Annotated in this window: 13 protein-coding genes; 5 read left to right on the top strand and 8 right to left on the bottom strand. The window is 40.8% G+C overall.

The annotated features are described in order from the left end of the window. Positions 1-207: 207 nt before the first annotated feature. From FTU06_RS12135 to FTU06_RS12125, 3 genes are read right to left on the bottom strand one after another with little or no spacing between them, the layout of a single operon-like run. Positions 208-1,284: a DUF6670 family protein gene (locus tag FTU06_RS12135; protein ID WP_168379142.1), complete on the bottom strand. Its 1,077-nt coding sequence runs from the start codon at positions 1,282-1,284 to the stop codon at positions 208-210. Between the two features lie 38 nt (positions 1,285-1,322). Next, positions 1,323-2,147: a CDP-diacylglycerol--serine O-phosphatidyltransferase gene (gene pssA / locus FTU06_RS12130; RefSeq protein WP_078189231.1), complete on the bottom strand. Its 825-nt coding sequence runs from the start codon at positions 2,145-2,147 to the stop codon at positions 1,323-1,325. A 41-nt stretch (positions 2,148-2,188) separates the two neighbouring features. Beyond that, positions 2,189-3,046, bottom strand: a complete 858-nt coding sequence (locus FTU06_RS12125) for a 23S rRNA (adenine(2030)-N(6))-methyltransferase RlmJ (RefSeq protein WP_078189232.1) — start codon at positions 3,044-3,046, stop codon at positions 2,189-2,191. A gap of 114 nt (positions 3,047-3,160) precedes the next feature. Between FTU06_RS12125 and FTU06_RS12120 the strand changes: the two genes are divergently transcribed. Together FTU06_RS12120 and FTU06_RS12115 are read left to right on the top strand one after the other, a co-directional pair. After that, positions 3,161-3,763 carry a 2OG-Fe(II) oxygenase gene (locus tag FTU06_RS12120; protein WP_111885952.1) on the top strand — a complete coding sequence of 201 codons (603 nt, stop codon included), beginning with the start codon at positions 3,161-3,163 and terminating at the stop codon, positions 3,761-3,763. A 71-nt stretch (positions 3,764-3,834) separates the two neighbouring features. After that, entirely contained in the window at positions 3,835-4,362 is a 528-nt protein-coding gene (locus FTU06_RS12115) for a hypothetical protein (protein ID WP_180035684.1), read from the top strand. Between the two features lie 51 nt (positions 4,363-4,413). Here the strand turns inward: FTU06_RS12115 and FTU06_RS12110 are convergent, their stop codons facing one another. The 5 genes from FTU06_RS12110 to FTU06_RS12090 form a co-directional block, all read right to left on the bottom strand. Next, the gene (locus FTU06_RS12110) at positions 4,414-4,671 is read right to left on the bottom strand and encodes a DUF2789 family protein (RefSeq protein ID WP_078189234.1); all 258 of its coding nucleotides are present in this window, start codon (positions 4,669-4,671) and stop codon (positions 4,414-4,416) included. 105 nt (positions 4,672-4,776) lie between these two features. Beyond that, complete coding sequence (locus FTU06_RS12105) at positions 4,777-5,037, bottom strand: DUF2789 family protein (protein WP_078192425.1); 261 nt, start codon at positions 5,035-5,037, stop codon at positions 4,777-4,779. Positions 5,038-5,225: 188 nt separating this feature from the next. Continuing rightward, positions 5,226-6,212, bottom strand: a complete 987-nt coding sequence (locus tag FTU06_RS12100; protein WP_078189236.1) for a malate dehydrogenase — start codon at positions 6,210-6,212, stop codon at positions 5,226-5,228. 170 nt (positions 6,213-6,382) lie between these two features. Then, entirely contained in the window at positions 6,383-6,964 is a 582-nt protein-coding gene (locus tag FTU06_RS12095) for a ribonuclease I (protein ID WP_257220819.1), read from the bottom strand. A 126-nt stretch (positions 6,965-7,090) separates the two neighbouring features. Continuing rightward, positions 7,091-9,067 carry a lytic transglycosylase domain-containing protein gene (locus FTU06_RS12090; protein WP_180146855.1) on the bottom strand — a complete coding sequence of 659 codons (1,977 nt, stop codon included), beginning with the start codon at positions 9,065-9,067 and terminating at the stop codon, positions 7,091-7,093. A gap of 308 nt (positions 9,068-9,375) precedes the next feature. On the opposite strand from FTU06_RS12090, the gene miaB reads away from it, so the two are divergent. Genes miaB through ybeY form a run of 3 tightly spaced genes read left to right on the top strand, consistent with a single transcriptional unit; the run spans position 9,376 to position 12,455 of the window. Further along, on the top strand, positions 9,376-10,833 hold the full coding sequence (miaB, locus tag FTU06_RS12085) for a tRNA (N6-isopentenyl adenosine(37)-C2)-methylthiotransferase MiaB (protein WP_078192429.1): 1,458 nt from the start codon (positions 9,376-9,378) through the stop codon (positions 10,831-10,833). A 38-nt stretch (positions 10,834-10,871) separates the two neighbouring features. Beyond that, positions 10,872-11,963 (top strand): PhoH family protein, encoded by a 1,092-nt coding sequence (locus FTU06_RS12080; RefSeq protein ID WP_111885944.1) that lies wholly within the window; start codon positions 10,872-10,874, stop codon positions 11,961-11,963. A 9-nt stretch (positions 11,964-11,972) separates the two neighbouring features. Then, positions 11,973-12,455 (top strand): rRNA maturation RNase YbeY, encoded by a 483-nt coding sequence (ybeY, locus tag FTU06_RS12075; protein ID WP_078192431.1) that lies wholly within the window; start codon positions 11,973-11,975, stop codon positions 12,453-12,455. Positions 12,456-12,466: the final 11 nt, after the last annotated feature.

Below are 12,466 nucleotides of genomic sequence, written 5' to 3'. Positions count from 1 at the left end.
AGTAATTCAAATTATTTTTAAACTTATCAAATAAAACCAAACTTAATCAATTCAACCAAGTCATTGTTTTATCAGAAGTTTTAATCTTCATCACCGCCGATGGATGTGCATTCTACAGCATTTCACACCCAATGCAACACCCTTTTCCATTTATTTTTAATTTTTCATTACGTTTGTTTATTTATTCTACTAAATCAAATTTTTTTACTATTTTTTGAGCATAAAAGGGACAATATTTCCATATTTATCCGTTAATTTATCTTTTTCATTCTTTTCTTGCCATTTTAAAGCTCGACAATCGACATATTCACAGTAGCCACCTTCCCCACACTCGATTTCGTCGTTGATTTTGATTTGATAGTTAAAGCTTCCTGCATAGCCTGCGCCGAGTCCAAATTTAAAATCCCCACGACTCTGTGCTTGTACATGTATTTTCAGTTTGTCATTTTGGTAAATCCATTCAAATTCACGTGGCAAATACATTTTTTGCAAATTTGGGGTTTTAACCACAGGATAAACGCGCATGACTTTAAAGAACACGGCTTGGTCTGCCATGAACACTTGCTGCTGATTTAAATCTCTTAGATATAAACGTGAACTCAAAATATTGTTATAGCGGTCTCGCGTTTGCATAAAGATGATTTGACGCTTTCGGCTCAGGTTGATCACCTGATGGGTATAAAACGCCAAAGGTAAATATGGAAACTTGCGTATTTGTGCATAAGACAAAACCGCCAACTGATTTACATCATACATCTGGCCCTGAAATTTGATTTGCCCTTCACATTGGCACATCACCGACCAATATTCAGCAAGACCTAATCTTAATTTTATTAAACAAGAAGAAATATCGGTTGTTTGCACAGACAAATCTAAACTGAGTTCAGTATCTTCTCGATGGATTTGAAATACCGCTCCATCCCAACCGATCTGCTCTTTATCTCTAAACGTAAAGACGGTCTCACTCAGACTACAGTCATCTTTAATGGAATAGGATTGTAATTGACCAACCATATGACCACTTACACTGGTCATTACTGTGGCCGTATTGAGTTCGTCTTGTTGAATAGCCGCAGGATTTTGAAAAGCGGGAATCTGAGGCTGCCCGAGCCAACTCATAAAGTTAAGATAATGTAAGGGCGCAGGAAGATTCGGTAGACAAAGTCCATAATGGACTGAAGGATAAGGCGTATTCGGCGCATGTAAATTTATTTTTTTATGTTGTAAATCTGGAGCTTGATTCAGTCGCCTTGATTGATCCAAGAAATCTTGAAATATCTGCATATCAAGCTCCTTTTCATTTTTTTATTTCATGCTTTAACTCATGCTTCTGCCTTTTTTGCCATTAAGGTGGTGACAAAACCAGACAATGCATAAATCACTGAAATAATTAAAATACCCATTGGAATATTATACGTTACAGCTGCTAAAACAAAGACTATGATTGGTAACACGGCAAATGGAACACGGCGACGATCCACAGTTTTAAATGAATAGTATTTTACATTTGAGATCATCAATAGACCCACTGCAATAATCACTACCGCATTAAAAATCTGAATACCTGTTTCGCGTAAGTCGAAGACCGCAGGGATATCCATACCTACCCATACCAATGAAATAATCATAACGGCTGCGAGTGGACTTGCAACACCAATAAAATAACGTTTATCGACAACCCCAATTTGTACGTTAAAACGTGCCAAACGGAAGGCTGCACATGCGGTGTAAACAAAACATGCTGCCAGGCCAATACGGCCTAAGTCATTTAGACTCCAGCTATACATTAAAATGGCAGGTGCAACACCAAATGCTAGCAAGTCCGACAACGAGTCAAACTGTTCACCAAAAGGACTTTGTGCGCCGATAGCACGTGCGACACGCCCATCCAAACCATCAAATAATGCTGCAAGGAAAATGGCATAAATGGCTTGTTGAAACTCACCATTCATACTGGCAATAATAGAATAAAAGCCGGATAACAACGCTGCAGTTGTAATCAAGTTTGGCCACAGATAGATCCCACGACGTTTCACTTTATGCCCTTCATGGGTATGCTCCTCTTCTTCAACTTCAAATGTAATGCCATCAAATGCATTTTCATCCTTTGAAGAAATTTCCCGCTCAGGTTTATTTGTATTTGTCATTGTTCGATCCTAACTGTGACCTTTCTTTTTCAAGTTTAAAATTATTCGCCAACCAACCAACGTACGGCTGCATGACCACCATTTTCATTCATACGAAGATGTGGGAACAACCATTGTAATGCTTCGTCCGCATCTTCAGAGAATTTCCAAGGTGGGTTAATCACCAATAAACCACAACCATTTAGACCGACTGGAGTGTCATCTGGCCATACACAAATTTCGCAAACCAACTGACGACGAATGCCGGTTTTGTACATTTTCTTTTCAAAACGTTCAATCATCGCGCGGTCTTTAATTGGATACCATACCGCAAAAACGCCTGTCGGCCATTTTTTATAAGCAGCCACCAACAATTCTACAAGCTGTGGAAAATCTTTACGTTCTAATTCGTAAGGCGGGTCAATCATGACTAAACCACGTTTTTCTTTTGGTGGAATTACGCCCAATAAACCTTCGTAAGCATCACGTTCATGCAAGCCTGCACGTTTATCAAAAATATTGTGGCGCAATTGTTGGAATACATCGCGCTGCATTTCAAAAATCGTGGCTTTATCAGTTTCACGCATGCCTTCAAGTGCGAACCACGGAGAGCCTGGATAAGCGCCTTTACCAAAGTTTTCACGCATTTTTTCAACAACTTTTAAATATTGTTGAACACCTTCAGGCGCATTGCGTTTAATTGAATCATCGAGCTTAACTAAACGATGAATACCATTTAAAAACTCACCTGATTTCTGTGCTTCAGAGGTCGAAAGATCATATTTACCTGCACCACCATGTGTATCTACATAGCGATAAGGTTTATCTTTTGCATTCAGTCGACTTAATAACTGAAGCAGCAAAACGTGCTTCATCACGTCGGCAAAGTTGCCTGCATGGAAATGGTGACGGTAATTCATGTTTCTTTAATTCCTAATATCAACGGACATTTTAGCATGAAAAATAGTTTCATTCCGATGCTATTCTTGCTCTAGAATACGTCACCTTTTTTTCCACAACTTTATGGATCGTATATGGAAACAGCCTTTCTCCCAAAGTCTTGGCCGGTTGATCAAATCCTCGATGATTTAGATCAACACGGTTTTAGCATTATTGATGACGCTTATCCTGCAGAATATATACATGCACTTGTTGAAGAATGTATGTCAAATTTAAATAAATTCAGGGATGCAGCCGTACAAAATGGAGTCATCAGTAAAATTAGAAGTGATCATATTTTATGGATTAACGACACATTAGATGTCGCACAAGAACACGTTCAAGCCTTAGAACATTTATCAGAACAATTTAATCGCGCATTTTTTTCTAACATTCACGAAGTCGAAGCACATTTTGCTTGTTATAACGCAGGTGAGTTTTATGCACTACACAAAGATAATCCTCAAGGCAAAAATGGACGTGTCATTTCAGCGGTTTATTATTTGCATGAATATTGGCAAGCTGACTGGGGCGGTGAATTGCGCTTACAAGATAAGAATGATGTTTGGCATATTTTAGAACCTAAACCGAATCGCATTGCGTTATTCCAAAGTGACCTATTACACGAGGTACTCGAAGCAAAACATCAACGTTTATCGATTACGGCTTGGCTACGTAATGACAACTCGATGTGGTAATTCGAGATTCCTCCTTTAAATCCCTTAAACTATCCTCATATATGAGTCATTCATAGATGAGGATGTACCCGATGCGTCAAAACAGTCATAAAATTATTCAGCGTATTGGCGAAACCGATCAATTATTTCTACAAGGCAACAGCCCTGAACTTGCTCTTGAGCGTGCAGACTTACGCCTGCAATTGGTTAATTTAAGTAAGAACCATCAAGAACAAGTGTATTTTCTGCAAGAAGCCATTGTTCTACTTGAGCAAAGCCGGATTGAATTTGAAGAAATGCCGATTGAGCTATACATCAATTTGTCTGTACATTTAGCCAAAGCTTATATGATATTTTTTGAAATTACCCAAGAGCAGCGCTATGCCCTGATTACCCAGCAGATTATGAAACCGATGTCCAAAGCTGAACATGGCGACATTTACTTCTACTTGGCCTATGCCTCTGCGGTAAAACAGGAACCTGCGTTAACCCGCCACTGGTTAAATAAATACTGCAAATCTCAAGAATTCAAACTTACCACATTACTTGAGCATCCTGCATTTAATCCATATCGCCAAGAAGATTGGTTTGCTGAGTTACGCCAAAGCAAACTGCACTAAATAAAAAAACACCTCTGAGGAGGTGTTTTTTTATTTGTGGAAAAATGAAATCTATGCCGGCTGCAGCTTATATGCATCCATATGCAACTGTTGATTCAGCTCATCAATCCATATAGCCCAATCATCATCTTGTACTAAATGACTGATTAGAAAATCACGCTGCGCTTTATTCCAAAACGGCGCATCATGTAAATTTTCACTTGCAGCAAGCTGATGCGTACGCACGTATAACTCGATCGCAGCTGGACTGCTAGCTAACCCCAATTGAGAAAACAATAAAGCTAAGGATGGTTTATTTTGATTGAGCATCTCGCCCTCCTTATCAACTAATCTGTCATTTATTATTTAATTAACTTATATGATGAAGCTAAAAAAACCTAGCGTTAAAACTAGGTTTGTTGTTTCAAATTGTATTTAGATTTTGCATGATCCGGAAAGCTTATGTTCTGTATGCAATTGTTCATTTAAAATATCGACCACTATGGCCCAGTCATCATCTTTTTTCCAATGACTGATAATGAAGTCACGCTGTGACTTCGTCCAAAATGGCGCTTCATGCAATGGAACATCCATGGTGATTTGATGCGTTTCGATAAATTGATCAATGCCTTCCGGACTTGCATCTAACCCCAATTGTTCAAAAAATAGTTCCAACGTCGGTTGTTGATCAAACATTGCCGTTCTCCTCAAGCCTATAACATTTCTCTCATCTTTATAGTTATCTGTTTATTTGACTTTGTCAGTTGCAACAGCATCTCAACGTGTTATTTTTTGTTCAAAAATTAAGCGTGGTATTTTTCGCAGGCCATAAAAAAAGCACCCCAAATGGAGTGCCTTTTTATAATTTAATTTAAAAAATTAAATTATTTAACCATGTCAGCAACTGCTGCACGTTCTTCTTCAAGCTCGTTTAGAGTGAAGTTGATACGTTCACGGCTGAATTCGTCGATTTCAAGACCTTGAACGATTTTGTATTCGCCGTTTTCAGTTGTTACAGGGAAACCGAACATTACGCCTTCAGGAATACCATAAGAACCGTCAGAAGGAATACCCATAGTTACCCATTTGCCGTTTGTGCCAAGAGCCCAATCGCGCATATGGTCGATTGCAGCGTTTGCAGCAGAAGCAGCAGAAGAAAGACCACGTGCTTCGATGATCGCAGCACCACGTTTACCAACAGTTGGAAGGAATACGTCTTTGTTCCAAGCAGCATCGTTGATTTTGTCTTTTAAGCTTTCGCCGTTTACATTTGCAAAACGGTAGTCAGCATACATCGTTGGAGAGTGGTTACCCCAAACTGTCATGTTTTCGATGTCAGAAACTGCAACACCTGCTTTTTGAGCAAGTTGAGTTAACGCACGGTTGTGGTCAAGACGTAACATTGCTGTGAAGTTTTTCGCTGGAAGATCTGGAGCAGATTTCATTGCGATGTAAGCGTTAGTGTTTGCAGGGTTACCTACAACAAGAACTTTAACGTCACGGCTAGCAACTTCGTTAAGCGCTTGGCCTTGACCGATGAAGATTTCACCGTTTACTTTAAGAAGGTCAGCACGTTCCATACCAGGACCACGTGGACGTGAACCTACAAGAAGAGCGTAGTCAGCATCTTTGAATGCGACTTTAGGATCATCAGTACCGATCATACCTTCTAAAAGAGGGAATGCGCAGTCATCAAGTTCCATCATTACGCCTTTAAGCGCTTGTTGAGCTTTCTCAACTGGAATTTCTAATAATTGAAGGATAACTGGTTGGTCTTTACCCAACATTTCACCGCTTGCGATACGGAATAATAAGCTATAACCGATTTGACCAGCTGCGCCAGTAACGGCAACACGAACTGCTTGCTTCATGTAATTATCTCCAATTGAGGAAGGTCATAATGATTAAATAGCTGTTCTATCTAATCTTAATAATCATAAACGGCAAAGATTGTACTCCAATCTTTTGACGCTTGCATGTAAAAGAGAATGCTTTTCAACAAAAGTATGATAGGAAATATAAATAAAATGCCGAAAAAAGCTTAGAAAGAACCTTTAATTATGAAAGTTGCAGGACAATTTCCGACGATAGTCGCAGGGCAACTTTTGTACTGACCATTGTTTTTATAGCAAATTTTAATCTCAGTCAGCAGACTACCACCACGGGTTTGCATACAGTTAAATTCAATACTTTGTGATACCAATCCGCTGTTCATACGCAACATTTTATTACGCAAGACATTGGCTTGAATGGATTGGGTTTCTTGACTGGTCAATTCATCTGGAATTTTTAGCTTATCTGCATGATTAATAATGGTTCTGAAATACTGGCTAGCATTCATTGGGACACAGCCGCCGGTAGTGTGCCAAAGAGCCACGCGAGCATTTTCATCAGGCATAATCCGTGCAACCACTTTCGCTTGCAACGGAGAAAGTTTAGCTGAACTATTGGTCGTGCAATCACGTGTAGAGGTTTCTGGATATAGACCCGTGATATTGAGTGAATACCCTTCTAAACATTTACGTTTTTTACTTTTTAATGGGTCATAGGCGCAAACAGCAGGCACCATTTGCACATCCATCACATACCCTTTTACAACCGGTGCAGCCGAAAGCATAGACATACCAAAGCCTGCACCACTGCCGATGAGCAGTGATGTCAGTATTCGATAAGCAGGTCTAATGTCCATTTTCGGCATTCATCATTTACCCATATTGCGCCTAAAAACAGGCGCATCTTGCTTTAAAATTTATTGCGCATTCCGTAATGGAATCATTTGCATTCTTTTTTCAATCGATTGTGGCCCCTGACCTAATAAAAGGCCGTAATGGGTTGCATTGGTCATCACATGTTTTACATAGTCTCGAGTTTCCGTTAATGGAATCGATTCCGTATATTGATCCGCTGCAATTGCTTGATATTCAGGCTGCCAGCGTCGAGCACGATTTGGACCCGCATTGTAACCTGCGGTCGCTAAGACTGGACTATTACTCAATTGACGTTGAATCATCGATAAATAGAAAGTGCCATAACGAATATTGGTATTCATATCCGTTAATGCAGCGGGGTTATAACTCTCCCCCATCTGACGAGCCACCAATTTTGCGGTGTCTGGCATAATTTGCATTAAACCACCGGCACCGACATGTGAACGTGCGCTAGTGACAAACCGACTTTCTTGACGCATCAAACCATAAGCCCATGCAGGGTCAATGCCGGCATTACGACTATGACTCACCACATAATTTTGATGTGGCATTGCATAACGTAAAGAATAATTATGCTGTTTAGTGGTTCGATCTGCCGCATAAATCGCCCGATCATACCAACCCATATCAGTTGCACGTTTAGCTGCGGCAAGAATCATGCCATCATCATGCTTTAAGTAGGCTTGACGCACTGCCCAGTTCCATTCACGGTTAATATAGCTGTCAGATGCATTAATATTGCGCAATGCAAAGGCACGACGGAAGTGAATATCCTGACTGAGACGCTGCGCATCTTGTGACGAAGGCTGCACATTTGACGGAATATTGTTATAAGACTGACCAATTTTGTCACGTGCTAACAAATTATGGTAATCATCGCCAATGGTAAGCTTGCGATAAATTTCTTTAGCCGCACGTTTAGATGAGGCATCTCCACGTTGTTCAGAGGCACGTGCTAACCAATATTGCCAACGATCTTCTTGCTTTTGCGAAACGCTCATCGCATCAATTGCACGAATGACACTTTCCCATGCGCCAAAACGAATGGCTTGTCGCGCATAAATCTCGGCTTCTTCTGCACTAAAAGGCAGTCCATAACTCAAATCAAGATAATTTAGAACTTCACGGTTGAAATTGTTTTTCATTACCGTTGTACCACCGATATACCCGACACTACGGTATAGGGCTTTTTGTACATCGGCTGGTGTGCCTTCTGCTGCACGTTTCACCGAAGAAATCGCGCCATTTAAGTCGCTATCGGCCAAGCGACCCATCGCATAAATCAGGTATGCATGATCTTCAGCTGTGGCTTTGGGTGCAGACCATAAATAATTCAGTGGATTGGCTTGAATGGTGTTGAGTTGTGACAAATTAATATTCACGCCAATGGTTTGCGCAGTCGCAATCGCTTGTCCTGACTGACCCGCTCTTAACTGTCCCCACATCCGTTGATGGCGGTCATCTTGAGTCATTAAAGGACTCGACAGCATCATACGGCCCAAGCCCGTACACGAGTCAGGTTGTGAGTTTGTGGTCAACCATACATCTTTAAATTCTGCGTAAACCAGAGGGTCGCCCGACTTTGCGCGGACTTGAGCCATGGCACATGTTTCAGCACGGTCAGCATTAGTCACATATTGCAAGACAGGCTGTGCTGTAGCGAAATCAGCTTGTTTGACTTTTTCTTCAACATAATCTGCGGCTAATTTTTCTGCCATTGCCGAATTTGGATAGCGCTGTGCAAAATTAATAATGGCACTTGCTGGCTGTGAAGCCAAATTGTTATTCAGTAACCAATATTCTGGATAATAGCCCAAAACGTCATTTTGCATGGATGATTGGTATTGTTGTAATAAACTAATATTGCCTGCATTCGCAGCACGTAAAGCATCGTTAAACTGCTCATCTGCGGCTTGGACAAACGCAGAAATTCCGGAGAGCCCGACACTCAAAGCAAGTAATTTAGCGTAATTTTTCTGTTTAAAATTATGTTTTAACATCCACTTGCCTTCTTTCATGTCATTCTGCTCAGTTACAGCACATCGAACTTTGTTTAGGAATTAGTTTAATAATTCTAAACTCTGCATTGTGTTCTGTTATGTAACCTTATGATTAGCCAATATTAATTTTCAAACATTTTTACTTCATAAATCAATATGGCAGAGTTGTAATTTTAGGCTGTAAGTTTCTAGTGAATTACTGCTAAAATATTGCCCATTCTTAAAATCCCCTTTTTTGACCTCCGCAGCTGCACAATTCGACTGATTGAATTGTCTGTCAGCCACGTATGGTTATTGATTTTCATAAAATTCCTTTAGGAGCCTACATGACGGTTCAAACCTTCATCCCCAATAGTGCCCAAGCTGCCCCAGATAACACTGTTACCCAGCCACAGCACACCCCAGCTCAAGATGGAGCAGTGAAAAAACTGTACATCGAAACGCAAGGGTGTCAGATGAATGAGTATGACAGTCAACGTATGGGCGACCTTTTAGGTGATTCTCACGGCTATGTGCTGACGAACGACCCTAAAGAAGCCGATATTCTCCTGATGAATACCTGCTCTATTCGTGAAAAAGCACAAGAAAAAGTATTTTCTGAGTTAGGCCGTTGGCGCAAGCTGAAAGAAAAAAATCCAGATTTGGTAATTGGTGTCGGTGGCTGTGTTGCTTCTCAGGAAGGTGACAACATTCAAAAACGTGCACCGTATGTTGATATGGTCTTTGGTCCACAAACCTTGCACCGTTTACCGCAAATGTTAGATCAGCATACTGAGCAAGTGGTCAAACCGAAAAAAGAAAAAATTCAATTGGTGGATATTTCATTCCCTGATATTGAAAAATTCGACTTTTTACCTGAACCGCGTGTGGAAGGTTTTAAAGCCTTTGTTTCTATCATGGAAGGCTGTTCTAAATACTGTTCATTCTGCGTGGTTCCTTACACCCGTGGTGAAGAAGTTTCTCGCCCACTCGATGACGTATTGGCTGAAATTGCCACTTTAGCTGAAAAAGGCGTACGAGAAATTTCATTACTCGGTCAAAACGTGAATGGCTACCGTGGTGAAACCTTTGAAGGTGAAATCTGTACCTTTGCAGACTTATTACGTTTAGTCGCTGAGATTCCGGGGATTGGCCGTATTCGTTACACCACATCGCACCCGCTTGAATTTAACGATGACTTGATTCAGTGCTACCGTGACTTACCGCAAATGGTTTCTCACTTGCATCTACCAGTTCAAAGTGGTTCGAATGACGTGCTACAAGCCATGAAACGTAACCACACGATTGATGTATATATCGATAAAATTGCTAAATTACGTCAAGTTCGCCCTGATATGCATTTATCTAGTGACTTTATTATTGGCTTCCCGGGTGAGACTGACGAAAACTTCGAAGAAACTTATCAATTTATCCAAGATATGGATTTCGATCATTCATACAGTTTCATCTACTCAAAACGTCCGGGTACTCCTGCTTCAGAACTTGAAGACACGACCCCTGAAGATGTGAAAAAAGAACGTCTTGCCAAAGTTCAACAATGGATTAAACAATCTAGTATTGATAAAACTGATGCAATGCTAGGAACCATTCAACGTGTCTTGATTGAGTCTGTTTCAGACAAAGATCCGAACTTGCTGATTGGTACTGCAGACAATACACGTTTGGTTAGCTTTATCGGTGATCCTGCATGGGTTGGGCGTTTTGCAGAGATTGAAGTGACCGATATTAAAACTTTGAAGTTTGTTTACGGTGAACTCTTGAATCTTGAGCCTGACGTGGCGTAATGTAAGCTTAATCGTCAGACCAATTTAAAGGAATTCTCTTGACTGCAGCGATTCGACGTACTGTAACTTTTGCTGGTATTCCACTTGACCGTTTACAAAGCATGCTCGGTGCCTATAACGGTCATCTCAAACAAATTGAACAACGTTTAGATGTCAAAATTTCTCATCGTGCAGATGCTTTTTTTGTCGATGGGGAAATCGATGCGGTAGAGAGAGCCGAAAGTCTCCTTCACCGTCTTTATGAAGAGTCCGAAACCAATCCACAGATTAGTGCGGACATTTTACACATGATGATTCAAGGCAGTCAGACTGACCGCGAAATTCAGGAAGATTTTTCTGAAAATGAGCATACCGGTTTAGACAATGTTTATCTACAAACCCGTAAAGGTCGGATCAACCCACGTGGTGCCAATCAAAAACGCTATGTACAGCGTATTTTACAAAGCGATATTTCATTTGGTATCGGCCCAGCGGGTACAGGTAAAACTTATCTCGCGGTCGCCGCTGCTGTAGATATGCTAGAACGTAACGAAATTCAACGCATTTTATTGGTTCGCCCTGCGGTTGAAGCCGGTGAAAAATTGGGTTTTTTACCCGGTGATTTGAGCCAAAAAATTGACCCTTACTTACGTCCGCTATACGATGCTTTGTATGAAATGCTCGGTTTTGAAAAAGTCGCTAAACTAATTGAACGTCAAGTGATTGAAGTTGCACCACTGGCCTACATGCGTGGTCGTACCTTAAATCATTCTTTTGTGATTTTAGATGAAGCACAAAACACGACCCCTGAACAGATGAAAATGTTCCTCACCCGTTTAGGCTTTGGTTCTCGTGCGGTAATCACTGGCGACATTACACAGGTCGATTTACCTCGTGGTCAACAATCTGGTTTGGCACATGCCTTACGTGTGATTGAAAAAATCAAAGAAATTCATATTACTCGCTTCCACTCTCGTGACGTGGTACGTCATCAATTGGTTCAAAAAATTGTTGAAGCCTATGAGGGATGGGACAGCGAACAACATCGCCTTACAGCTGAACAACGTGCAGAACGTAAAGCACGTCAGGAAGCCTTGGTGGCGGACAATGATGCTAAAGCTGATGGGCAGCATCAAGACGAAAACATTTAAGGATTCATTTTGAAACTTAATCTCTCCTTGCAGCAAAATTTTCAGTCACCTGAATTGGTGGTGAAACGTGCGCATATCAAAAAAGTCGTGGAAACGGCTTTACGTCATATCGATACACAAAGTGATTGTGAGATCGGTATTGCATGTGTGGACAATGACGAAAGCCACAAATTGAACTTGGAATATCGTGGTAAAGACAAACCGACTAATGTGTTGTCTTTTCCGAGCGATCTCCCCGATGAAATGGCAGCAGTTTTAGACTCATTTCCGATTGGCGACTTGGTGATTTGTATTCCTGTGGTTCTTCGTGAAGCACAAGAACAAAGCAAAGCACCCCTGACCCACTTTACGCATATGCTGGTACACGGTACGTTGCATCTCATGGGCTATGACCATGAAACCTCTGATGAAGATGCTGAAGAAATGGAAGCGTTGGAAATCGAGATTTTAGCCAAATTGGGGTTTGATAACCCTTATCTGGAAAGAGATTAAGAACTAAAAAA

Origin of the sequence: Acinetobacter sp. YH12052, from assembly GCF_013419835.1 — a bacterium.
GTDB classification, from domain to species: Bacteria; Pseudomonadota; Gammaproteobacteria; order Pseudomonadales; family Moraxellaceae; genus Acinetobacter; species Acinetobacter amyesii.
Note: the sequence above shows the minus strand (reverse complement) of the source record. Positions and strands in the feature narration are given on the sequence as shown.